We start from the raw sequence: 23672 nt of genomic DNA on the forward strand, positions 1-23672 counted from the left end.
TTCGCCAAAAGAGGCTTCAAAACTGTGGAAAAACAAGTGGGGGATTATGTCGCACGGGCTATGGACGCCAGGCGCCAAGGCCATCCGGCCAGAGGGGTCAGCGCCCTGCCCCGTGGTCTGAGCGTCAGCGGCGGCGCTTCTGGTAGGTGGCGTCGAGCGCCTCTTTGGTGCGGGCGCGGCGTTCGTCACGGCGCTTGTCATCGCGCTCCATGGCTTTTTTCTTGGTGTAGCCCGATGCGTCGGCCCAGGCCCACCAAGCCACGGCCAACGCAAACGGCGCCAGCACCAGCCACCAGGACCACAAGGCCACCGGGCCCCACTCGATGTACTTCAGCACCAGCAAGATCAAGCCCAAACCCAACAGATACATGGCCAACACTCCTTCACAACAACACGTCAAACCCTGAGCGTACCCCCAAACAGCGATCTCTCAGCAGAGAACACGGTTCTGCGTCAAACGCGCTAGGTCGATCTGTCCTGAGCGGCTGGCCAATACAGGCTGACGCGGGTGCCCTGGCCGGGCGTGCTTTGAACCTCCAGGCGGCCATCGAGCACCCGCAAAATTTCCTGGACGATACACAAGCCCAAACCGCTGCCAGGCAGTTTAGAAGAGACTTGTGCCCGATAAAAGCGCTGGCCCAGGTGCGCAAGCTGCTCAGGACTCATGCCCACACCGTGATCGCTGATGTGGATGGCCACTTCAGAGCGCGCCGAAGCGTCTTTCACCGGCTCCAGATGAACCGTCACTGCGCCCCCTGCGGGAGAAAACTTGTAGGCGTTGGAGAGCACCTGCAAAATCGCCTGGCTGGCTCTTTTGGCGTCCACCCGGACACAGAGATCAGCATCTGGCAGGGTCACACGGGGTTTATCACGCCCCTCGGGCAGCACCAGCGCATCCAGCACCGACTGCAGCAACTCAGGCAAGGGAACCACCGACGGCAGCAGACGGGTGTAGCCGTGCGCCTCGATGTGCGCCAGGGTGAACACTTCGTTGAGCAGCTCGGTCAACTGCTGCGATTGCTGGTGGATGATGCCCACAAACTCCCGGCGGCTGGCCTCGTCGTTGTCGGTTTGGAGCAATACCTCAGCAAAACCCTGGATATTGGCCAGCGGGTTGCGCAACTCATGGGCGGCCTTGGCCAAAAAAGCCGTTAAGCGCCGCTCGCGCGCCACCACTTGTGACACATCCCGAAAACACAGCAGCTTGGCCACCGTGCCGTTATCACTGCCGGTCTGCGTGACCTGCAATACCGCGCCCGGCGGTTGGACGAAGTCCAGCACCAGGGGCACATGTGAATCGGGCTCAGCCAGGCGCCGCTGCAGCTGCGCCTGGTCCAGGGGTGAGGCACACCGGCTGGACAGCAGCTGCCAAAACTGCGCTTCATCCAGGCCTTGTATCTGTTTGATCGGGAGCTGGGTCAAAGACACCCACTTGGCGTTGACCTGGTTCACACAACCCCGCCGGTCAAAAGCCACCCAAGCCTCAGGCGCCAAGGCCAACACATCGGCCAACACCTGCGCCATGGCTTCAGCACCGGGTGGCATCACGCTTGGCTTGTTCTCACGCCGGCTGCGCGGCTGATGTGTGCTCATGGTGTCTCCTTCAAACCAAGTCGTGTCTCAGACTGCTTGAGTTTGTCCTTGACCCAACACACCACCTGCAAGGGACTGAAGGGTTTGACAAAGTAGGCGTCTGCACCGCGGCAACGTGCGCTGTCATTGTCCTGCGCCTGCCCTCGCGCTGACAGCATGGCCACCACCGTGTCACGGTGGCTGGGGTCGGCCCGGATGGCATCGAGCACCTGCAGACCATCCAGCTCACCGGGCATCATCACATCCAGCAGGACCAGCCTGGGGTGCTCGCGCTGTATCGCTGCCAGCGCGTCCACACCACTCTCAGCCTCGATGATGCGAAAGGTGTTGCCTAGCGCCACCCTCAACAAGCGCCGAATGTCCGGGTGATCATCCACCATCAAAATGGTGGGGGTGACTCCACCCCCTGGCCCGTCAGGCCCTGTAGCCAAGGGGCTGTCCGCAGGATGGAGCATGGTCACCTGCTCGATCTTGCGGCCCATGGCTCAAGCGACCTGACCCGGACTCAGACGTTGTTTGCTCACGGCGGTGGCAATCGCCAGCAGCCGATCAAAGGGAACCGGTTTGGGCAAGACCTCGACACCGGGAGGCACACCACCACGCCGCTCCACCTCGGCCGGGTCCAGGCCGGTCACCACCACGATGGTGGCGTGGCGCATCTCCGGGGTCTGGTGCAACACCCGCAGCATGTTGAACCCATCCAGCCCCGGCATGTCCAGATCGGTGATGAGCAAATCCGGGTTGCTGCGCCCCATCATGAGCAAACCGGTCACGCCGTTGTCGGCCAGACTGACCACAGGTTTGATCGGCCAGAGGGTCAAACGCGCCTTGTACAGACGCAGCAGGTTGTCGTCATCTTCGACCACCAGCACATTGAGCGGGCGGACTGTCGCAGCAGGCGCCGGGTCGATGCTGACGGGGGATAACACATCCACCCCTTTGTGCAGCAAACCGTCAATCGAATCACGCAGCACCCGACGGTGACCACCCGAGGTTTTCCAGGCCTGCAACAGACCACTTTCCACCCACAGCTGCACCGTGCCGACCGACACGCCGAGCAAAACCGCTGCCTCGCGGGTTGTGCAAAACGACTTTTTGACTGTGCCCTCTGTCATGCTGATTCCTGTTGAAATTATTGTTAAATAATAGCATATTTTTATATATTCCGCCAGATGACAATTGACGAAATCAACATTTTCTAGCTACTCAGCCGTAGATGCCAGAGAGCAGGCCAGCCATCCATGCTTTGCTGATCTACAACACAAGCGCCTACGATAACGCAATTTATATAGCAACCAGCCCTTATTGAATAAGGGTCAAAAGGTCATTTCATGCTCAAAACACGGCACCAACGGCCTCAGCACACAGCGCTGCGCCTGAAGCCGCCTGAGGCCAGCATCAGGTTTTGGGTGTACGGGTCTTTGACGCGGTGCGCGGCCAGATCGTCTGAGCTGAGCAGCTCCACAGTTTTGCCACGCTGCATCACCATCAGGCGGTCACACAAATGGGTCACCACCGCCAGATCATGGCTGACCATGATGAAGCTCAAGCCCCGCTGGCGGCGCAGGTCTTCGAGCAGGTTCAGCACCTCGGCCTGCACCGAAGCGTCGAGCGCCGAGGTCGGTTCGTCCAGCAGCAGAATCTGTGGCTCCAGTATCAGCGCACGCGCCACCGCAATGCGCTGGCGTTGGCCGCCAGAGAGCTGGTGTGGGTAACGAAAGCGAAAACCCCGGCCCAGGCCCACCTCGTCCAAGGCCCGCTCGATACGGGCCTGCTCATCATCCATACCGTGAATAGCCAGCGGCTCAGCCAGAATCCGGTCCACCGTGTGGCGCGGGTGCAAGGAGCCATAGGGGTCCTGAAACACCATCTGCACCAGTCGCCTGAAAGGCTTGCTACCCGGTGCGGGCAAACTTTGCCCGGCCTGGCCCAGCAGCTGTACCGTGCCGGTTTTGGGCGCCAGGCCACAGATCGCGCGCAACACCGTGGACTTGCCCGAGCCTGACTCGCCCACGATGCCAAAACTCTCACCGGGCAAAACCTGAAAACTGGTGTCCGCCACGGCAACAAATTCACCGTACTGAACGTGCAGGTGCTGCACTTCCAGACCGACCGACTGGCCAGGACTTGTCAAGCTAGGCACCACCTGCTCCTCAAAGGTCACACTCATAAAGCCCACTCCGGTTGGCGATCCAGCGTTGGCAAGGGATGGCGGTCGTCGCCGAGCTTGGGCAGGCAGTTGAGCAGGCCTTGGGTGTACGGATGTTGTGCCTTGGCCAGGCCCCCGGCTTGCAACTCCTCGACCACCTTGCCTGCGTACATCACCAAAATGCGGTCACAAAAGCTCGACACCAGCCGCAGGTCGTGTGACACAAACACCAGACCCATGCCACGCTCCACCACCAGCTTGTCCAGGATGGAGAGCACCTGCAACTGCACCGTCACATCCAGCGCAGAGGTGGGCTCATCCGCGATCAGCAAATCCGGCTTGGCAATCAGCATCATCGCAATCATGGCGCGCTGGCCCATACCACCGGAGATCTCGTGCGGGTAGAGCTTGAAGACGCGTTCAGGATCGTCAATCTGCACCGACTGGAGCGCTGCCAGCGCCTGCACCCGCGCCTCGGCCGCCGACACGTGGGTGTGCGCGAGCAAGGTTTCCATGATTTGTTTGCCGATGGTCATCACCGGATTCAGCGAAAACTTGGGGTCTTGTAACACCATGGCAATACGACCACCCCGTAGCTCACGCCGCTGTTTGGGCGAGCATTTCAGCAGATCAACCCCGTTGAAGGCCAGTCGTTTGGCGCTAACCCGGCCCTCAGGCGCGGTCAGCCCCAGGATGGCGCGCCCGGTCTGTGACTTGCCGGAGCCGGACTCGCCCACAATGCCGAGGCGCTCGCGCCCGAGTGTGAACGAGACCCCGCGCACCGCTTCGACCCAACCACCATCACGGTTCGGGAAGGACACGCGCAGGTCATCGACCACCAGCATCGGCTCTTGGAATGAGTTGGTCTGGTTCATTTGACACCTTTCGGGTCCAGCGCATCGCGCAGGCCGTCACCCAACAAATTGAACGCCAGGCTGATCAGGAAGATGGCCGCGCCAGGAGCAGCTGCCACCCACCATTGGTCCAGCACATACTGGCGGCCGTTCGCAATCATCGCGCCCCATTCCGGGCTGGGCGGTTGCGCCCCCAGGCCCAGAAATCCCAGACCCGCAGCGGTCAGGATGATGCCCGCCATGTCCAGCGTCACCCGCACAATCACCGAGGACACACACAGCGGCATGATGTGCCGAAACACAATGCGCCAGGGTGAGGCACCAATCAGCCGCACCGCAGCGATGTAATCGGTCTGGCGGATGGTCAGGGTTTCGGCGCGCGCCAGGCGGGCGTAGGCGGGCCAGGAGGTGATGGCAATCGCGATCACCGCGTTTTCAATCCCAGGTCCCAAAGCCGCCACAAACGCCAGCGCCAGGATCAGCCGCGGAAACGCCAGAAAAATGTCGGTGATGCGCATCAGCGTCGCATCCACCCAGCCGCCCGCATAACCGGCTACAGTGCCCACCAGCAGGCCAATCGGCGCGGCCAGCACCGCCACCAGGAACACCACAAACAAGGTGATGCGCGAGCCAAAAATCAGCCGTGAAAGGATGTCGCGCCCCTGGTCGTCGGTACCGAGCCAATTCACCATGGATGGTGGCAACAGCCGCGTGCTGCGCAAGTCACCCTCAAACGGGGAAAACGGTGCCAGCTGGTTGGCAAACAACGCCACACCCACCAGCGCCAGCACAATCAACAGACCCAGCAAAGCCAGCCGGTTGCGTGCAAAGCTGCGCCAGCCACCATAGGCTCGGCCCAACGCCGCCTGTCGGCGCGAGCTTGGGTGTTCCGACATCAGCCAGGCATGCAAGCCACCGGCTTGCGCAATAGTCATCTCGGGTGGGCGGCTCATCGTTGACGGGTCCTGGGGTCCAGCGTGCGGTACAACAGGTCGGACAGCAAATTCAAGCCAATGAACACCGAGCCCACCACAATGGTGCCGCCCAGCACCGCGTTCATGTCGGCGTTTTGCAGCGAATTGGTGATGTACAGGCCCAGGCCCGGCCAAGCGAACACCGTCTCGGTCAGCACCGAGCCCTCCAGCAGCCCGGCATACGACAAAGTGATCACGGTGACCAGCGGCACCATCGCATTGCGCAAGGCGTGGCGCCAGATGATGCGCGCCTCGGACAAACCCTTGGCGCGCGCCGCCACCACATACTCCTGGCTCAGTTCATTGAGCATGAAGGAGCGTGTCATGCGGCTGATGTAGGCCAGCGAAAAATAGCCCAGCAGACTTGCTGGCAGGATCAAATGCGAGAACACATTTCGAAATGCCTCCCACTGGCCTTGCATGGCGGTGTCAAGCAGCAGAATGCCGGTGTTGGGTGTGAACATGTACTCATAGGTCACATCCACCCGCCCGGGCCCGGCCACCCAGTCGAGCTTGGCGTAAAACAGCACCAGCGCCATCAGACCCAGCCAGAAGATCGGTACCGAATACCCAATCAGGCCCATCACCCGCACCAGCTGGTCGGCCAGCCCGCCCCGGCGCACCGCCGCCCACACACCCAGCGGCACACCGAAACCAGCGCCAATCAGGATGCCCAGTGTGGCCAGCTCAAAGGTAGCGGGAAAGGTGCGTTGAATATCGTCAAGCACCGGGTTCGAGGTCAGCACCGAGGTGCCAAAATCACCGCGAAGCACCTTGGCCACGTAAATGCCAAACTGCTCCAGCACCGGCTTGTTCAGGCCCATCTCCTCACGCACCCGCGCCATCACCGCCTCGGGTGCATGGTCACCCACAACCGCCAGCACCGGGTCGACCGGAATCACGCGGCCAATAAAAAAGGTGACCGCCAGCAAACCCAGGTAGGTCAGCACAATGGCCAGGGCAAACCGCCCCAGGGCTCGGGAGAATTTCATGGCATCAATTGGCGCCACCGCAGGGTGACGCCACTCAGGTCAGACATCAGCGCTTGGCAGCGCGGTAGACGTAGTTGGTGTCCGAGGTGGAACCGATACGGAAGCCGCTCACATTGCTGCGGTACGCCGCCACTTCGGTCATCTGGTAGATCATGATGAAGGGGCTGGTGGCGCGGAACTCGGCCTGCATTTTTTCGTACATCGCCTTGCGCCGGGCCGGATCACGCTCCAGCACCGCAGCATCGGCCTGCATGTACAGGGCTGGTGCATCCCAGGCGTTGCGCCAGGCCAGTGACTTGACCTTGGCGTTGTCCGAGTTGTCGGCGTTGCGCACAAAGTCGGTATTGGAATTGGGGTCCCAGTAGTCGGTGCCCCACTGGCCAATGTACATGTCATGGGTGCGGGCGCGGTACTTGGTCAGTACCTGTTTGCCATCTCCGGGAATGATCTCGATGTCGATGCCCGCACGTTTGGCCGTCTGCTGGAAAGCCTCGGTGATGCCCTGCACCGGCTGCACCGTACGCATGTCAATGGTGATCTTGAAACCATTGGGGTAACCGGCCTTCTTGAGCAAGGCCTTGGCCTTTTCCACATCGAGCTTATACGGGTTCACTGTGCTGGCACCAAGCATCCCCACCGGCAGGAAGTTCTGGTGGATCACACCAATGCCCTTGAGGATGGTGTCACCAATGGCCGAATAGTCCATCAGCCACTTGAGCGCCTCGCGCACCTCGGGTTTGGCCAGGATCGGGTTTTTCTGGTTCAAGCTGATGTAATACACCGTGCCCTTGGGGCTGGCGGTGGTTTTGATGTCTTTGTTGGCCGTCACCGCTGCCAGATCCTGCGGCGTCAGGTTGCGGGCAATGTCCACATCACCTTTTTCGAGCATCAGGCGCTGGGTGGCGGACTCCTTGATGTGGCGGTAGATCACACGCGCTGGTTTTGCCTTGTCGGCGTAGTAGTTGTCGTTGCGCTCAAGCACAAGCACTTCGTTGGGGCGCCATTCACGCACCTTCATCGGGCCGGAGCCAGCGTAGTTGGTCTTCATCCAGGCGGCACCCAGGTCGCCATTGACCTCTTTGGACAAGACCAGCTTTTTGTCCAGAATCGAGCCCACGGTAGCCGTCAGGCAGTTGAGCACAAAGGTCGGTGCGTAGGCTTTGTCGGTGTCGATGGTCAGGCTCAAAGGGCCGGTCTGTTTGATCTTGTCCTTGACGTTGTCCTTGGTAAAGCCAAATTGCCCCAGGATAAAAGCCGGACCTTTGTCCATGATCACCGCGCGTTGCAAGGACCACACCACGTCTTCGGCGCTCAGCGGGTTGCCCGAGGCAAACTTGAGGCCGGGTTTGAGCTCAAAACTGTAGGTCTTGCCATCGTCCGAGACCTTCCAGCTTTTGGCCAGATCACCGTACAGCTTGGTCGGGTCAGTCACCTCATATCGCACCAGCTGGCTGTAGGTGTTACCAATCATCTCGGAGGTGGACAACTCAAAAGTTTCACCCGGGTCCAAGGTGATCATGTCGTCAATGGCAAAAGCCACCACCAAGGTGTCGACCGGCGTGGCAGCCAGTGCAGAGACCGAGCCCAGGCTCAAGGCCAGCGCAGAAGCACCCGCCACCGTACCGAGTTGCCGACGGGTCAAGACAGGAAGAGAACTGTTCATGAATCAGACTTTCAAGTTAGAGGTAAACGCATCAAGCAACAAACGGACCAGTAGGCCTGAACAAGTGCGCAGGCTCACGCGGCGCCAAGATCACGTGCGCTGGGCTGTGCCAGGTAAAACCACTCGTTGCCGGGGGTGGCTTTGGCATTGGGAAAAACGATGTAGCCGTCGGTGGCAGCCAGTACCGGTGTGCCGTCGTGGCGGGTCGCGACCAGATCGCCAGCACGCAACGGATCAAAGCTGGACCAGGCGCGCACAAAGCTGTCGTCCACGTGAAAACGATCCACCACCTGGGTCAGCCGCAAGAACTCCAGTTCCTGGCAAGGTGGTGGTGCTACTTCGTCGACCAGCCCCAGATGCGCCAGCGTATTGCGAATGGCACGGTAGGCCACACCGGGCGCGGCCGGGTCATCATGCTGACCACATTCGAGGGTGATCGCGTAGCCACCCTGGCTGCGCATGTATTCGGTAGTGCCGACACCGTAACTCGGGTCGGTGCTGAGCAACCCAGCCCGGTCCTGCACCGGGGTGCGAGCCAGACGCTGCTGCACACCCACCGCATAGGTCGACAACCAACCCTCCACCACCCGGTTGACGCCCAGGCGCACCGCCAGCGCCTGCTCCTGGGCAGCGTGGGCAAAGGGTTCCAGATCACCGCTGTTGTCTTGTGGTCCGAGCATCGCAAACGCTTGTGACGGCGCCTGGAAAGAATGCAAATCTAATAGCACCTCATGCCCGGCCAACAAGGGGCAGAGCACATTGGCTATTCCGTCCTCGTAGTCTTGCGGGCTATCGTTGGGGCGCAGATTGCGGTTCAGGTTGCGATCCCCGTTGCGCTGCACCTTTTGGTAGGCCAAAGGGTTGGTGACCGGCACCAAGGTAACCGAGCCACGGGCAAGTTGCAGGGCACCGCTATCAAGTTCAGCCACGACACGCTCGATACCGCGGCTGCCAGCCACCTCGTTGCCGTGCACTGCGCCCAGCACGATCAGGCGCGGGCCGGGTGCCAGCGCGGCAAATTGGTGGATGCGCAACTGGCTGGTGGGATACACCTGCGCGGCAGGGTGTTTCAGAGAATCAGACATCAAAAACCTTCATATGTGTCAAACCATGCACAGCCGTGATGCCCAGTCCTGGCGCATCCGGCAAGGTGATCCAGGGGCCGTTCATGCGCATGCCACCGTCCACCGCGCTGCTGGCACACAGCTGCGGGCCATCCAGGTCGATGTAGGACACCACATCGTCAAACGCCACCGCAAAATGCGCGGCAGCGGTGACACTGATGGCGCTCTCCAGCATACAACCGACCATGCAGGTGCGCTGGTGCAGGCGCGCCAGGCTGGCCACCTCGATGGCCTGGCTGATGCCACCGGTTTTCATGAGTTTGATGTTGACGATATCGGCGCTACCGGTGGTCAGAATATGCAGCGCGTCACGCGTGGAAAACACCGCCTCGTCGGCCAGAACAGGGGTCAGCGTGTGCTCGGTGACAAACTTGAGGCCCGCCACATCGTCGGCCTTGACTGGCTGCTCGACCAGCTCCAAGGCCACCCCGGCTTTTTCAATGGCCTGGATCACCAGCACCGCGTGTTTGGCGGTCCAGCCCTGGTTGGCATCAAGCCGCAGCGCCACATGCGGGCCAACCGCGCGCTCGATTGCCAGCACACTGTCAACATCGTCTTGCCAGGTGTGGCCGCCGACCTTGACCTTGAGGCAGTCAAAACCCTCAGCCACCGCCCGCAGCGCGTCCTTGACCATCACATCCACATCATTGACGCTGATCGTGATGTCGGTCTTGAGCTGCGGGTCACCACCACCGAGCAACTGGTAGAGCGGCACCCCAAGAGCTCGGGCGCGCAGGTCATACAGAGCGATTTCGAGAGCGGCCTTGAGGCTGCTGTGGTGAATCACACTGCGTTGAATCATCAGCAACAAAGCGTTGAAGTCCATCAACTTGCGGCCCAGCAGGCGCGGCGCCAGCAGGTCCAGCGCGGCACGCATCGAGCCCATCAGATCACCGGTGATGACAGCGGTGGCAGGCGCCTCGCCATAACCGACCAGGCCGGTGTCGGTCTCGATGGTGATCACCAGGTCATGCACCTCGGTGACAGTGCGCACGGCGGTTTTGAACGGGACTTTGAGCGGAACTTTGATCTCACCAACCGTGATGCGCTTGATCAGCATGGGCTTTCCTGGGTTGAGCTGTCTTGAACGGGCAGAGCTTGGGGACAAGACTGTTGTCAGCAAATTGTAGTCAGCCTGTCACAGTGTCAGGCCTGCGCCAGCGCCCAGGCCACGTGTTCACGCACCAGTTCACTGGGATGCGCCAGTCGGCTGCGCAAAGCCTCTGACAAGAGCTGTTGATCAAGCTCTGAGGAGGCCACCCGCAAGGCGTTGCCCAGGGCCACCGCCAGATTGCGCAGCCAGCGCTCATGGCCAATGCGCCGGATCGGGCTGCCTTCGGTGTGGCGTAAAAACGCGTCTTCAGTCCAGGCAAACAGCGCCACCAGCGGCTGCTCCACCAGCTGTGGCCGAGCGTCAAAGTCGGGCAAGGGGCTGGTCTGGGCGAACTTGTTCCACGGGCAGACCAGCTGGCAGTCGTCACAGCCGTAGATGCGGTTGCCCATCGGTACACGCAGTTCCTCAGGGATCGGCCCGGCGTGTTCGATGCTCAGGTAGGACAGGCAGCGGCGGGCATCGAGCCTATACGGCGCAACGATGGCCTGGGTCGGGCACACGTCCAGGCACGCGCTGCAGCTGCCGCAGTGGCTGCTGACCGGCTCAGTTGGTGGCAAGGCCATATCGACAAAAATCTCACCCAGAAACGCCATCGACCCGGCCTCGCGGTTAAGCACCAGCGTGTGTTTGCCACGCCAGCCCAGGCCGCTGCGGCTGGCCAGCTCCACCTCGAGTACCGGCGCCGAGTCGGTGAAAACGCGGTAACCCAGCGGGCCAAACTCCAGCACCATCTGCTCACACAACTTTTGCAGGCGTTGGCGCATCACCTTGTGGTAGTCACGACCTCGGGCGTAGAGCGACACAATGCCTTGTGTTGGCTGATTAGATCGGTCCAGTTCCACCCTCTGCCAGCCAGCGGGTGTGTTGCTGGGCAAGTAGTCCATGCGTGCGGTGATCACACTCAGTGTGTCGGGCACCAGTTCGGCCGGTCGCGCGCGCTTGAGGCCGTGTGCCGCCATGTAGGCCATCTGGCCATGCCAGCCTGCCTCCAGCCAGGCCGATAATCCGGGCTCTGCCGAGGACAAATCGACCCCGGTCACGCCAATTTGGGAAAATCCCAGCTCACGTGCCCAGCCCCGGATCCTGGAGACCCAGTCATCACCCTTGTTATGTGTTCTGAAACTGTTCACCTGCCGATTGTAAAAACCCTGGTCTGGCCCGATGAAGCCGCCACACAAGACTTTGCGCACGCGCTGGTCAAGCAGCCCGCGCTGCGCCAGGCCTTCATCGAGCTGCGCGGTGACCTGGGTGCGGGCAAAACCACGCTGGTGCGCCACCTGCTGCGTGCGCTGGGCGTGGTGGGCCGCATCAAAAGCCCGACCTACGCGGTGGTGGAGGCTTATGAACTGCCCGAGCTGGCGGTGTGGCACTTTGACTTTTACCGCTTTAGCAACCCGCAGGAATGGGAAGACGCCGGGTTTCGCGACATCTTTGCCAGCCCGGGTCTGAAGCTGGCCGAGTGGCCTGACAAGGTGGCCGGGCAGTTGCCACGGGCCGATCTGGTGCTGCAGCTGGAGGCGCAGGAAGACAGCTCACGCCAGGTCACAGCCACCGCACACAGCGCCATCGGACGGGCCCTGTTATCTACTTTTAATAGCAATATACCCAATCAGGACAAGGGCTAGATGGCTATTTTTCTTAGAACCGTGGTGAAGCCGGGTAGATCTACCCGCCATGAGGACGATCTGTGAAGCGCCGTGATTTTGTCCAGAGTGGCGCGCTGGTGTTGCTGCTGGGTGCGCAGCAGCTGGCGCGTGGCGCCACCATCCTGGCGGTGCGGGTGTGGCCGGCGCCAGACTACTCGCGGGTCACCATCGAGTCCGACGCACTGCTGACGTTCACGCAGAACTTCATCCCCAACCCGCCACGTCTGGCGGTGGATGTGCGCGGCATCGACCTGAACCCCGCACTCAAGGAACTGGTGGCCAAGGTCGGCCCAACCGACCCGACCATCAACGGCATCCGTGTCGGCCAGTTTGGCCCGGGTGTCGTGCGTCTGGTGGTGGACCTGAAACAGCCGGTGGCACCCCAGGTGTTCAACCTGCAACCCGTGGCCGCCTACAAACACCGGCTGGTGTTTGACCTGTACCCCACGGTGGTGCAAGACCCGCTCGAAGAGCTGATTGCCGAGCGTATGAAAGACGCCACCAGCCCGTCGCCACAAAGCCCCAAAGCCAGCGCAGCTGCCGACCCGCTGGGTGAGCTGATTGCCCAAAAAACCGACAAAACCAAACCCGTCGCCCTGCCCCCCAAACCCGGCAGCAGCCAGACCCCTGGCGCTAGCACTACCGTAGCTGGCAGCCCTTCATCTACAGGGGTTAGCGGCCAAAAAGGTTTGTCAAACCAGGATGGCCCGTACATGTCGGTGCCACGCCCACAAGTCACCGACCGGCTGATCATCATTGCGCTCGACCCCGGCCACGGTGGCGAAGACCCGGGCGCCATCGGCCCGGGTGGCACGCGTGAAAAAGACGTGGTGCTGCGCTTGGCGCACCGGCTGCGTGAACGCATCAACAACAGCACTGTCAACGGCAACGCGATGCGCGCCTTCATGACGCGCGACTCCGACTTTTTTGTGCCGCTGGGTGTGCGGGTCGACAAGGCCCGCCGGGTACAGGCCGACCTGTTCATCAGCCTGCACGCCGACGCGTTTTTCACCCCCAACCCGCAGGGCGCCAGCGTGTTTGCGCTGAGCCAGGGCGGCGCCTCCAGCTCGGCGGCACGCTGGATGGCTGACAAGGAGAACAAGGCCGACTTGATTGGTGGCCTCAACGTCAAGGCCAAAGATGTCCAGGTGCGCCGTGCGCTGCTGGACATGAGCACTACCGCCCAGATCAAGGACAGCCTGCAACTCGGCGGCGCCATGCTCGGTGAGATCAAACGTGTCGGCAAGTTGCACAAACCCAAGGTGGAACAGGCCGCGTTTGCGGTGCTCAAGGCGCCCGACATCCCGAGTGTGCTGGTGGAGGCGGCCTTCATCAGCAACCCGGTCGAAGAGGCCAAACTCAACAGCGATGCCTACCAGGAGCAGCTGGCCGATGCGCTGATGAAAGGCATTGAGGGTTATTTCGCCAGAAACCCGCCGCTGGCGCGCAACCGCAGCATGTGAGCTTCAACCCGGGCTGAGCCGGGGCGCTGGGTTCAGGGTTAACCCCGAATTTGGGAAACAGCCACACAATGTGGGTGATCTTTCATGTTCTTGAGAGCGCCTGCCCTGTTTATGCCCAACACCCAGCCTCCTGCCAACATCGATCTCCTCACCGCCGTCCTGGCCAAAACCGCGCTGGGGCAACACGAGGTGGCCACCCGCACCCTGGGTCTGCCACCCCTGACGCGGCGCCTGCTGATCCTGGTGGACGGCAAACGCAGCGGTCAGGAGCTGGCGATGTTTGTGGCGGGTCACCCGGTGGCTGAACTGCTGGGGGATTTGCTGCAGCGACAATGTATCGAGGTGGTCGGCGCGTTGACGGCACCACCCACTGCCAGGTCTGGCACGCCGCAAGCAGCCACAGCGTCGACAGGTGCCCAGGCCGATCTCGCGACCTTGCCACCACCAGAGAAGCGCAGCGCCCTGGAGCTGGTGATGGCACGCAACTTCATGATCAACACCGTCAACATGGAGTTTGGCCAGCACATGCGCATGTCGCTCGTCAAAGCGGTCGGCGAGAGCAACACTGCGACAGAGCTGCGCCAGGTCTACCCCCTGTGGCTGAGCACCATGGCCGCAGCCAAGGATCTGCCAACCCTCAAGGACAAGCTGTTTCGGGTGCTGTAAGACTCACCACCAGGGCACACACACATCCGCTCGCGCCCGGCCTTGGGCGATGCGCAGCGCATTGGGCGCGTCGGTGCTGGCGATCCAGTCGCGCGCCTGCTGCTCGGTGCGGCCAAACCGCATGTGGCGCGCCAGCAGGCGGCCTTCGCGCAGGTCGTCGGGCACATCCAGATACCAGGTCTCGTCCAGCACCTCGGGGAGCTGGCACCATGGGTCATCGTCGAGCAGCAGGTAATTGCCTTCGGTGACGATCAGCTCGGTCTGTGGCAGCACCGCAATGGCACCAGCAATGGCCTCCTCAACCTCGCGCCGGTACTCGGGGGCATACACCAGCTCGTCCGGGCGCTGGCTGTGGATGCGGCGTATCAGGTTGACATAACCCGCCGCGTCAAAGGTGTCAGGCGCGCCTTTGCGGCTGCGGCGCCCCAGGCGAAGCAACTCGCTATTGGCCAGATGAAAACCGTCCATCGGCACCACCTGCACGGCCTCCCCAAACTGGGTCTGGATGGCCTGGGCCAGGGTAGATTTGCCTGCACCTGGGGCGGCGACGATGCCCAGGATCTTGCGGCTGCCGCTGGCCAGCAAGTGGCGGATGCGTTGCTGGACAAGGTCGGGCAAGGTAATGGAAAACATGGGGGGATTGGCAAGCATGGTCACTTTTCAAAAAAAATAGCTGGATGCCCTTGTTACATAAGGGCTAGAGGCCTATTTCCTATCTGTTTTTACCAGGATTCCTGCGCAAGTTGAGAGCCCGGCCGCCCGGTCATGAGCGGGGGCTCAGCCAAACACACATCAGCCAGCAAAATCCAGCGCCACCGTCTCCAGCCGGTCCAGCACCTCGGAGCGGGTTGGTGGCACACAGCCGCGCTGCATCACACACAGGCTGGCGCTGGCGATGGCACTGCACAACAGGTCCCGAGCCACCTCGGGCGAGACGGCGCCAGAGCCCCAGTCGGTTGGCAGGTGGTGCTGCAACAGGGTCACCACCCACCCCGCCAGAAAACAGTCCCCTGCCCCCACGGTATCGACCACGCTGATGGGCTCCGACTCCCGGGCGGTGAACAGCTGGCCATGGCGGGTCAACAAGGCCGCGCCCTGGCTGCCCAGAGTCAGGGCGATGACACTGGCACGGCACGCCTGCAGCAGGTGGCGCGCCTGTGCCAAGGGGCTGTCGCCGGGCAGGGCCAGGCAGTTCAGGTCTTCGTCGCTGGCCTTGATCACATCGGCAAACTGCAGGGCAGCCAGCACATGGCGGCGGTACAGCTCCAGGTTGGGCATGACCGAGGGACGCAGGTTGGCGTCAATCACCACGGTGCGCCCAGCCTGGCGCTGGGCAGCCAGCCAGGGCAGGTAAGTCTCGGCATCGTCCGGTGACAGCGCCAGTGCACCGGTGCACACCAGCGCCAGGCTCTCGGCCTGGCTGCAGGCCTGGGTCAGGGTCACGGCATTGGTGGCGCGGTCCGCCACACCTTCGCGGTAAAACGCGTAGTTGGGGTGGCCGCTGGCATCGAGATTCACCACCGCCAAAGAGGTGACCTGCTGCACCGGTTTGGGCTGCGCCAGAACCACCCCGTCCTGGACCAGGGCGGCAGCCAGCTGGCGACCCAAGCGGTCTTTGGAGAGCGGGTTGAGGTACATCGTTGCAATGCCTTGGCGCGCCAACGCCCGCGACAGGTTGTACACCGCGCCCCCCAGACAAGGCTCAAAACGGCCATCGTCCGCCGCAATCAGGTCAATCAACGCCTCCCCGGCGGTGGCCACCTGGATCTGTGCATGTATTTGCTGCATGTTAGGGTTTTCCATAACTAAAACAACTTGATTTAATAACTTTGACAGGACTATATTCCAGCCACGCTGGTTCAACAAGCGTGCTTACCCGGGGACACATCCGGGGCCAACACAGTGAAGACAACCCAACCCGACCGCATGGTCACTCTCTGAAGGAAGACCATGAAACTCTCCACCCCCCTGATCCTGAGCGCCCTGACCCTGGCCGTGGGCAGCGCCTTTGCTGCCGACGCCCCGGTGATCGGCCTGATCACCAAGACCGAGACTAACCCCTTCTTCGTCAAGATGAAAGAGGGTGCCAAGGCCGAGGCTGAGAAAGCCGGCGCCAAGCTGATGTCTGCGGCGGGCAAGATCGACGGTGACACAGCTGGCCAGATCACCGCGCTGGAGAACATGGCCTCGGCCGGAGCCAAGACCATCATGATCACCTCGGCCGGTGACGCGATCATCCCGACCGTTAAAAAAATCCAGGCCAAAGGCGTGCAGGTGATTGCACTGGACAGCCCGTTTGACGGTGCTGACGCGTTATTTGCCACCGACAACTACAAAGCCGGGGTGCTCATTGGCCAATACGCCAAGGCCGCGATGGCGGGCAAACCGGTCAAGATCGCGATGCTCGACCTGTTCCCGGGCCACCCGGTGGGGGCGCAACGCCACAACGGTTTCATGAGTGGTTTTGGTCTGAAAGCCAATGACGCCAAGTCCAATGAACTCTCCACCGCACCCGAGATCGTCTGCGCCAACGACACCAACGGTGACCGCGCCAAGGGCCAGACCGCGATGGAAAACTGCCTGCAAAAAGACCCCGGCATCAATGTCGTCTACACCATCAATGAACCTGCTGCGGCCGGCGCCTACAACGCGCTGAAAAAGGCTGGCAAGGAAAAAGGTGTGCTGATCCTCTCGGTGGACGGCGGCTGCCAAGGCATCAAGGACACTGACGCGGGCATCATCACCGCGACCTCTCAGCAATACCCGCTCAAGATGGCCTCGATGGGTGTGGCCGCCGGGGTGGAATACGCCAAGACCGGCAAAAAGGCCACGGGTTATGTGGACACCGGCGTGACCCTGATCGCCAAGAACGCCATTGCAGGCGTAGACAGCAAGGACACCAAGGTTGGCCTGGACCTGTGCTGGGGCAACAAGTAAGCCACTTGTGACAGCAGCATGGCGGACGCGTGACGCCATGCAGCCGGTCTGGATGCCTGGGCCAAACCGGCCCGGTTTCCGGCTGCTGTCCTGAACATGCCTTGTTGTGTGTGACCGATCTCACCCCTTTCCTTATTCGCTGAGGCATTGCCCATGAATTCATCCAAGCCCACCATTCCCTGGGGCGCCCTCGGGCCCTGGATCGCGCTGGCAGTCACCTGTTTGTTTTTCACCACCCAGTCCAGCCGCTTTTTGAGTGGTGAGAACCTCTCGCTGGTGCTGCAGCAGGTGATGGTGGTGGGTGTGATCGCGATTGGCCAATCGCTGATCATCCTGACGGCGGGCATTGACCTGTCCTGTGGCATGGTGATGGCCCTGGGCGGCGTGGTCATGACCAAATTTGCCGTGGACTACGGCATGAACCCCTACTTGGCCATCGTCTGTGGTCTGCTGGTGACCACCTGCGCAGGCTTGCTCAATGGCCTGCTGGTGACACGTGTGAAACTCCCGCCTTTCATCGTGACGCTGGGTACCCTGAACATCGCGTTTGCCATCACCCAGATTTATTCCGAGGCGCAGACCATCACCAACCTGCCCCCGGCCATGACCTTCCTGGGCAACACCTTCAACATCGGCAGCACCGAGGTCAGCCTGGGCACGGTGACCATGCTGGTACTGTACGGCCTGGCCTGGTTTGTGTTGCGCGAAACCGCGCCGGGTCGCCACCTGTATGCGGTGGGCAACAACCCGGAGGCGGCACGCCTGACCGGCATCAGCGTGGACAAGGTGCTGGTGGTGGTGTATGCACTGGCGGGCACGTTTTACGGCATTGCCGCCCTGCTCTCGGTGGCACGTACCGGTGTGGGCGACCCCAATGCGGGCACCACCGAAAACCTGGACGCGATCACCGCCGTGGTGCTGGGCGGCACCAGCCTGTTTGGCGGGCGCGGCATCATTCTGGGCTCGCTGGTGGGTGCGGTGATTGTGGGTGTGTTCCGCAACGGTCTGACCCTGATGGGTGTGGCCTCGGTCTACCAGACCTTAATCACCGGCGTGCTGGTCATCCTCGCCGTTGCCGCCGACCAGATGTCCCGCAAAGGAGCTCGGTAATGACCATCAACACATCACAGCCCCTGGTCATGCAGGCCAAGGGCGTTGTCAAACGCTTTGGTCAAGTGGTGGCGCTCGATGGTGTCGACTTCGAGTTGCGCGCCGGGGAAATCATGGCGGTGATTGGGGACAACGGCGCTGGCAAGTCATCCTTGATCAAAGTGCTGTCGGGCGCCAACACACCCGACGAGGGTGAGGTGCTGCTCGACGGCAAGCAGGTGCATTTCAGGTCACCCATCGACGCACGCCGGGCCGGGATTGAAACCGTTTACCAGGACCTGGCGGTGGCCCCGGCCATGAGCATTGCCGAAAACCTGTTCCTGGGCCGCGAGATCCTCAAACCCGGCTTCATCGGACAGTTGCTGCGCCTGCTCGATAAAAAAGAAATGCTGAATCAGGCGATTGCACGCATGAACGACCTCAAGGTCGGCATCCGCTCGATGACGCAGGCGGTGGAAACGCTGTCAGGCGGCCAGCGCCAGTGTGTGGCCGTGGCCCGTGCGGCGGCGTTTGCCCAGCATGTGGTGATCATGGACGAACCCACTGCGGCTCTCGGTGTGAAGGAGGGCAACATGGTGCTGGAGCTGATCCGCCGGGTGCGTGACAAGGGGTTACCGGTGATTTTGATCAGCCACAATATGCCCCATGTGTTTGAGGTGGCGGACCGTATCCATATCCAGCGCCTGGGAAAACGCGCCGCCGTGGTCAACCCCAAAACCATCAGCATGAGTGACACGGTGGCGGTGATGACCGGTGCCAAAACGGTGGACGAGTTACCCGCCGAAGCACTTGCGTGATCACACCCACAGAAAGACTTGCATGCTAAAAGGAATCGACCCGCTGCTCACCCCTGAGCTGTTGAAAATCTTGATGGAAATGGGCCACGACGAGGCCCTGGTGTTGGCAGACGCCAACTTCAGCGCCACCCGCTTTGCCGCCGGCAAACCCGTCATTCGCTTGCCGGGCAGCTCCATGCTGCAGGTGGTGCGCGCTGTGACAGCCCTCTTTCCGCTGGCGGCCGACGTGGACCATCCTGTGGGTTTCATGGGGGTCAGTGACCAGCCCGCAGATTACCGCTCGGCGCTGCAGCGCGAGGTGATCGAGGTCATCAACCCCGACTTGCTGGCGCACCAGAGTGTGGAACACATCGAGCGCTACGCCTTTTACGAGCGCACCCGCACGGCCCATGCGGTGGTGCTGACCGGTGAACTGCAGCCTTTTGGCAACTTCATTTTGCGCAAAGGGGTGCTCGGCGAAGACCTGAGGCCATGACACCCGACAAGACCGACACAGCCACCCCGCCGCTGCTGCGCCCCCGTGGTTCCAACCATGTGGGCATGCGCCAGTTCAACGAACGGGTGGTGTTGCAGGCGATCCGGCTCAACGGTTGCCTGCCCAAGGCCGACCTGGCCCGTCTGACCGGGCTGACGGCACAAACCATTGGCCTGATCACCACCCGGCTCGAAGACGATGGTCTGGTGCTCAAGCAAAGCCGGGTGCGCGGGCGCATCGGCCAGCCCTCGATTCCGCTGGCCTTGAACCCGGACGGCGCGTTTTCGATGGGCATCAAGATCGGCCGTCGCAACGCGGAATGGATGCTGGTGGACTTCACCGGCCAGGTGCGTGAGCGGCGGCGGCTGGACTATGCCTTTCCCGACATCAGCACCCTGCTGCCCACCGTAGCCAAGCACATGCGCACCTTGCACAACTCACTCGGGCCGTTCAAACACCGGCTGGTGGGGATTGGCCTGGCAGCACCATTTCAGATGGGTGGCTGGTACCGCATGCTGGGTTTGTCCGAGGCGCAGGCCGAGGCCTGGAACCAGACCGACCTGCAGACCCAGGTGCAGGCCATGACCGAGGTGCCGGTGAGTTTCACCAAAGACACCTCAGCCGCCTGTGTGGCCGAACTGGTGGCCGGGCGCGGGCGCGATCTGAAGAATTTCTTGTACCTGTTTGTCGACACCTTTGTGGGTGGCGGGCTGGTGATCAACTCCCACCTGCATGGGGGTGTGCACGGCAACGCGGGTGCGGTGGCCTCGCTGCCGATGGGGCTGGCGCGGCTGGCCAAAACCCCCGAGCAGTTGATCGGCCATGCCTCGTTGTGGGAGCTGGAACAGCGCCTGTCAGCCCAACAGCTCGACCCGCATGCGGCCTACGACGAGCGGGCGCTGAGCACGCCGTTCGAGTCCGAGACCCGCGGCTGGATCCAGCACGCTGCCAACGCCCTGGCCCACACGGTGATCAGCGGCACCGCCTTTCTGGACATTGACGCGGTGGTGATCGACGGCTCGTTCAGCCGCACCCTGCTCTCTGAGCTGATCGCCGCCACCCAGGACGCGCTGCGCCACTACAACTGGGAAGGTTTGTGGAGCGCCAACGTGATCGCCGGTGAAGTCGGCCCCGACGCCCGCGCGCTCGGTGGCGCCCTGCTGCCCTTGCATGCCAATTTCGCGCCGGACCGCGACCTGTTCCTCAAGGTGGGGAATTGACCAGCGACGAACCCCTGGCACAGCCCACACGGCTGCTGGGCCTGGCGCCCCTGGTGGCGCCCCACACCCGGCTGCTGGTGCTGGGCAGTTTTCCGGGTGCCACCTCGCTGGCGCGCCAGCAGTATTACGCCCACCCGCAAAATGCCTTCTGGCGTATTCTTCAAGCGATTTGGCCATCTAGCCCTTATGAAATAAGGGCAGACAGCTATCAAAATCGCATTGACTGGATGCTCGACAAAGGCATCGGGCTGTGGGACGTGTATGCCTCCTGTGAACGCTCGGGCAGCCTGGACAGTGCCATCCAGCAGCCCCAGGCCAACGACCTGGCCGGACTGATGCAGCGTTGCCCACAGCTGCAGGTGATCGCCCACAACGGCGGCGAAAGTTTCAAACATGCGCGGCTGACCCGCAGCCTGGGTTTGCCTGTTTACCGGCTGCCCTCCACCAGCCCGGCCAACGCCAGCTGGTCGTTTGAGCGCAAACTGGCCGTGTGGCGCGAGGTGATCGGCCTGGCCGATCTGTTGTGAACGGCGGCGTCAACACAGACGCCCACACCAACCCCATCCTCATTCAGACTTGACCAACGCAGGCCCAGACACGGCCTTGTGAGCCATCACACGTCTGAGGCCATCAACAAGCGCTTCGGATACGGCCAAAGGGTGATCTCGCGTCAAATGCAAACAATTGTCATTTGCATGGATAGAATCCGCCGTTCATAATTTTTTAATCTTCGCGCTCTTTTCAACCATGTTTTGCACTTGCCGGCTCCGCCAAATCCCCCTGCTTTTGTCTGTGATGTATGGCGCCCACACCGTCCACGCCCAGCAAGCCGTTGAATCAAACCTGTCAACCGTGTCCGTGATCGCCATCACCGCCGATGGTTTTGTGCCAGAGACGGTAGAAGCCGGAAGCTTCCGTGGCTCAGACATCATGGAGGTGCCGTCCACCGTGAATGTGGTGACACGTGATGTGCTGGACCTGCAGGGTGCCGATGGTGTGTACGACGCACTGCGCAACACCGCCGGCGTGACACGCCAGCAAAACGGCGGCGAAACCTGGGACCAGCTGGTGATTCGCGGCGTTGGCGTTGAAAACCGCACCAACTACCGCATCAATGGTTCCGTGCCGGTGCTGAACTTTTCGCAAATCCCGATGGAGAACAAAGAGCGTGTGGAGGTGCTCAAGGGTGCCTCGGCCTTGTATTACGGCTTCACCACACCGTCGGGTGTTGTCAACTTTGTGACCAAACGTGCCGGTGCAACACCGGTGACGACCGTGGGTATGGAGGTCGACCAATACGGCACCGCCCTGGCCACGATGGACCTGGGCCGCCGGTTTGGCGACGAGCAGCAATACGGCCTGCGCGTCAACGCGGCGGGTGGCGCACTGGGCTCGTACCTGAATGGCGTGGACGACGGTGAACGCAGCTTTGTCTCCGCCGCGTTTGACTGGCGGGTCAACAGCCGTCTGACGCTGAAAATGGACGTGGACTACGAGCACCGCCAAACCACCGAGCAAGTGGGTGTGAACCTGCCGACCGCAGTCAACGGTGTCATCACCTTGCCGCGTGCGGTGAACGCGAAACAGCTGGTGGGCCCGGATTGGTCTAGTTTTGAAACAGACACCCGCAACGTACAGGTGCGCGCCGATTACGTGTTGGACGACACCTGGGTGTTGACGCTGGAAGCTGGCCAGTCCCAGGTTGAGCGTGACCGGCAGCTCCCGATCTTCACCTTGAGCAATGTGGCGACGGGCAGCGGCAGCATCAGGGGCAACATCCAGACCCTTCAGGCCACCACCGATTTGCTGCGGGCTGAGCTGTTTGGCAGCTTCACCACCGCCGGGTTCCAGAACAACCTCACTTTAGGGGCGACGCGTACCCGTTACAACCAGGACCCAATTTACCAGCGCAGCTACACCATCGCTTCGCAAAACCTGTACAACCCGATCCCGATCACCACGGTGACCTTGGGTGCTGTCCCGACCAGCCCCAACACGCTGGGGCTCGCCACCGAAGACACAGGCGTGTATGCCTTGGACCAGGTGACACTGTCCTCACAATGGCTGGCCATGTTTGGCTTGCGCCACAGCAACTACAAGAGTGACCAGGGCAGCACCCATTACGACGATGGCAAAACCACCCCCATGGCGGCACTGGTCTACAAGGTCACGCCGTCGCTGTCGGCCTACACCTCGTTTGCCAATGGGCTCGAACAAGGCGACACCGCACCCGCGAAAACTGCCAACGAAGGCGAGCGTCTGGCGCCGGGCATGAGCCGTCAAAAAGAAGTGGGCATGCGCTGGCGCTCAGGTGGCGGCATGCTGGTGTCGGCCGCACTGTTTGACATCCAACAACCAGGTTACTACACCAACGCCAGCAACATCCACACCGCCGATGGCAAGCAAAACTATACGGGCTTAGAGCTGTCGGCTCAGGGGCAGTTCACCCAACAGCTGGCCTGGCAGGCATCCACCCAATGGCTGGATGCTGAATTCCAGGACACAAGCGCCAACCTCAACGGCAAAAGCCCGGAAAACACCGCCAAGCGAACCGGCAGCGCCTTCCTGTCTTACGCGCTGACCAGTGTGCCCGGGCTGTCGATCAATGGGGGGGCTTATTACACCGGTCCGCGACCAGTGAACAACGCGAATGAAGCCTTTTTGGGCGGTGTGACCACCTTCAGCATCGGTTCGCGCTACACCACCCGTTTGTGGGGCCATCAGACCACCTGGCAATTCAACATGGACAACGTGGCCGACAAGGAATACTGGGCCGCCGGGGGCACCCGACTGGCTGCGGGCGCACCGCGCACAGCCAAGCTGATGTTCAAGATGGATTTATAAGAAAAATGCCTCTAGCCCTTTCATAACCTGGGCTAGTAGCTATTTATTGGA

General features: G+C 61.6%; 24 protein-coding genes. 10 read left to right on the top strand and 14 right to left on the bottom strand.

Features of this window, described 5'->3' with window-relative positions; genetic code table 11:
- Positions 1 to 124 precede the first annotated feature (124 nt).
- From KKO72_RS00925 to queG, 12 genes are all read right to left on the bottom strand, one after another.
- A complete protein-coding gene (locus KKO72_RS00925) occupies positions 125 to 370 on the bottom strand; it encodes a TIGR04438 family Trp-rich protein (protein ID WP_214934488.1) in 246 nt (81 codons plus the stop codon).
- A 92-nt stretch (positions 371 to 462) separates the two neighbouring features.
- Positions 463 to 1593, bottom strand: coding sequence for a sensor histidine kinase KdpD (locus tag KKO72_RS00930; RefSeq protein WP_214934491.1), 1131 nt, complete (start codon positions 1591 to 1593; stop codon positions 463 to 465).
- Positions 1590 to 2075: a two-component system response regulator gene (locus KKO72_RS00935; RefSeq protein WP_251140361.1), complete on the bottom strand. Its 486-nt coding sequence runs from the start codon at positions 2073 to 2075 to the stop codon at positions 1590 to 1592. The genes KKO72_RS00930 and KKO72_RS00935 overlap by 4 nt, the downstream gene beginning before the upstream one ends.
- A gap of 3 nt (positions 2076 to 2078) precedes the next feature.
- On the bottom strand, positions 2079 to 2708 hold the full coding sequence (locus KKO72_RS00940) for a response regulator (RefSeq protein WP_214934494.1): 630 nt from the start codon (positions 2706 to 2708) through the stop codon (positions 2079 to 2081).
- A 242-nt stretch (positions 2709 to 2950) separates the two neighbouring features.
- Positions 2951 to 3763, bottom strand: coding sequence for an ABC transporter ATP-binding protein (locus tag KKO72_RS00945; protein ID WP_214934497.1), 813 nt, complete (start codon positions 3761 to 3763; stop codon positions 2951 to 2953).
- The gene (locus tag KKO72_RS00950; RefSeq protein ID WP_214934500.1) at positions 3760 to 4617 is read right to left on the bottom strand and encodes an ABC transporter ATP-binding protein; all 858 of its coding nucleotides are present in this window, start codon (positions 4615 to 4617) and stop codon (positions 3760 to 3762) included. Before KKO72_RS00950 ends, KKO72_RS00945 begins: the two co-directional genes overlap by 4 nt.
- The gene (gene nikC, locus KKO72_RS00955) at positions 4614 to 5549 is read right to left on the bottom strand and encodes a nickel transporter permease (RefSeq protein WP_251140362.1); all 936 of its coding nucleotides are present in this window, start codon (positions 5547 to 5549) and stop codon (positions 4614 to 4616) included. Before nikC ends, KKO72_RS00950 begins: the two co-directional genes overlap by 4 nt.
- Entirely contained in the window at positions 5546 to 6562 is a 1017-nt protein-coding gene (locus KKO72_RS00960) for an ABC transporter permease (protein ID WP_214934503.1), read from the bottom strand. The genes nikC and KKO72_RS00960 overlap by 4 nt, the downstream gene beginning before the upstream one ends.
- 46 nt (positions 6563 to 6608) lie before the next feature.
- Complete coding sequence (locus KKO72_RS00965; RefSeq protein ID WP_214934507.1) at positions 6609 to 8225, bottom strand: ABC transporter substrate-binding protein; 1617 nt, start codon at positions 8223 to 8225, stop codon at positions 6609 to 6611.
- Between the two features lie 74 nt (positions 8226 to 8299).
- Complete coding sequence (locus tag KKO72_RS00970) at positions 8300 to 9310, bottom strand: succinylglutamate desuccinylase/aspartoacylase family protein (RefSeq protein ID WP_214934510.1); 1011 nt, start codon at positions 9308 to 9310, stop codon at positions 8300 to 8302.
- Positions 9303 to 10409, bottom strand: coding sequence for a dipeptide epimerase (locus KKO72_RS00975; RefSeq protein ID WP_214934512.1), 1107 nt, complete (start codon positions 10407 to 10409; stop codon positions 9303 to 9305). The genes KKO72_RS00970 and KKO72_RS00975 overlap by 8 nt, the downstream gene beginning before the upstream one ends.
- 86 nt (positions 10410 to 10495) lie before the next feature.
- On the bottom strand, positions 10496 to 11593 hold the full coding sequence (gene queG / locus KKO72_RS00980; protein WP_371736792.1) for a tRNA epoxyqueuosine(34) reductase QueG: 1098 nt from the start codon (positions 11591 to 11593) through the stop codon (positions 10496 to 10498).
- Between queG and tsaE the strand changes: the two genes are divergently transcribed.
- The 3 genes from tsaE to KKO72_RS00995 all read left to right on the top strand — a co-directional run bounded on the left by tsaE (position 11573) and on the right by KKO72_RS00995 (position 14238).
- Positions 11573 to 12088 (top strand): tRNA (adenosine(37)-N6)-threonylcarbamoyltransferase complex ATPase subunit type 1 TsaE, encoded by a 516-nt coding sequence (tsaE, locus tag KKO72_RS00985; RefSeq protein WP_214934515.1) that lies wholly within the window; start codon positions 11573 to 11575, stop codon positions 12086 to 12088. The genes queG and tsaE overlap by 21 nt on opposite strands.
- A gap of 62 nt (positions 12089 to 12150) precedes the next feature.
- Positions 12151 to 13572 (top strand): N-acetylmuramoyl-L-alanine amidase, encoded by a 1422-nt coding sequence (locus KKO72_RS00990; protein WP_214934518.1) that lies wholly within the window; start codon positions 12151 to 12153, stop codon positions 13570 to 13572.
- A gap of 111 nt (positions 13573 to 13683) precedes the next feature.
- Positions 13684 to 14238: a hypothetical protein gene (locus KKO72_RS00995; RefSeq protein WP_214934520.1), complete on the top strand. Its 555-nt coding sequence runs from the start codon at positions 13684 to 13686 to the stop codon at positions 14236 to 14238.
- A 3-nt stretch (positions 14239 to 14241) separates the two neighbouring features.
- Here the strand turns inward: KKO72_RS00995 and KKO72_RS01000 are convergent, their stop codons facing one another.
- Both KKO72_RS01000 and KKO72_RS01005 read right to left on the bottom strand, forming a co-directional pair.
- Positions 14242 to 14889: a nucleoside/nucleotide kinase family protein gene (locus tag KKO72_RS01000; RefSeq protein WP_251140363.1), complete on the bottom strand. Its 648-nt coding sequence runs from the start codon at positions 14887 to 14889 to the stop codon at positions 14242 to 14244.
- Positions 14890 to 15030: 141 nt separating this feature from the next.
- A complete protein-coding gene (locus KKO72_RS01005) occupies positions 15031 to 16026 on the bottom strand; it encodes a PfkB family carbohydrate kinase (RefSeq protein WP_251140364.1) in 996 nt (331 codons plus the stop codon).
- A 162-nt stretch (positions 16027 to 16188) separates the two neighbouring features.
- On the opposite strand from KKO72_RS01005, the gene KKO72_RS01010 reads away from it, so the two are divergent.
- The 7 genes from KKO72_RS01010 (at position 16189) to KKO72_RS01040 (ending at position 23621) form a co-directional block, all read left to right on the top strand.
- Positions 16189 to 17175, top strand: coding sequence for a substrate-binding domain-containing protein (locus KKO72_RS01010; RefSeq protein ID WP_214934526.1), 987 nt, complete (start codon positions 16189 to 16191; stop codon positions 17173 to 17175).
- A 153-nt stretch (positions 17176 to 17328) separates the two neighbouring features.
- Positions 17329 to 18285 carry an ABC transporter permease gene (locus KKO72_RS01015; RefSeq protein WP_214934529.1) on the top strand — a complete coding sequence of 319 codons (957 nt, stop codon included), beginning with the start codon at positions 17329 to 17331 and terminating at the stop codon, positions 18283 to 18285.
- A complete protein-coding gene (locus KKO72_RS01020; RefSeq protein WP_214934532.1) occupies positions 18285 to 19082 on the top strand; it encodes an ATP-binding cassette domain-containing protein in 798 nt (265 codons plus the stop codon). Before KKO72_RS01015 ends, KKO72_RS01020 begins: the two co-directional genes overlap by 1 nt.
- Before the next feature lie 22 nt (positions 19083 to 19104).
- Positions 19105 to 19557: an RbsD/FucU family protein gene (locus KKO72_RS01025; RefSeq protein WP_214934535.1), complete on the top strand. Its 453-nt coding sequence runs from the start codon at positions 19105 to 19107 to the stop codon at positions 19555 to 19557.
- Complete coding sequence (locus KKO72_RS01030) at positions 19554 to 20777, top strand: ROK family transcriptional regulator (protein ID WP_214934538.1); 1224 nt, start codon at positions 19554 to 19556, stop codon at positions 20775 to 20777. Before KKO72_RS01025 ends, KKO72_RS01030 begins: the two co-directional genes overlap by 4 nt.
- Entirely contained in the window at positions 20774 to 21304 is a 531-nt protein-coding gene (locus tag KKO72_RS01035) for a DNA-deoxyinosine glycosylase (protein WP_214934541.1), read from the top strand. The genes KKO72_RS01030 and KKO72_RS01035 overlap by 4 nt, the downstream gene beginning before the upstream one ends.
- A gap of 268 nt (positions 21305 to 21572) precedes the next feature.
- Entirely contained in the window at positions 21573 to 23621 is a 2049-nt protein-coding gene (locus KKO72_RS01040) for a TonB-dependent siderophore receptor (RefSeq protein ID WP_371736793.1), read from the top strand.
- The last annotated feature ends 51 nt before the right edge of the window (positions 23622 to 23672 follow it).

It is taken from the genome of Rhodoferax sp. U11-2br, from assembly GCF_018619435.1.
Taxonomy (GTDB): Bacteria; Pseudomonadota; Gammaproteobacteria; order Burkholderiales; family Burkholderiaceae_C; genus Rhodoferax.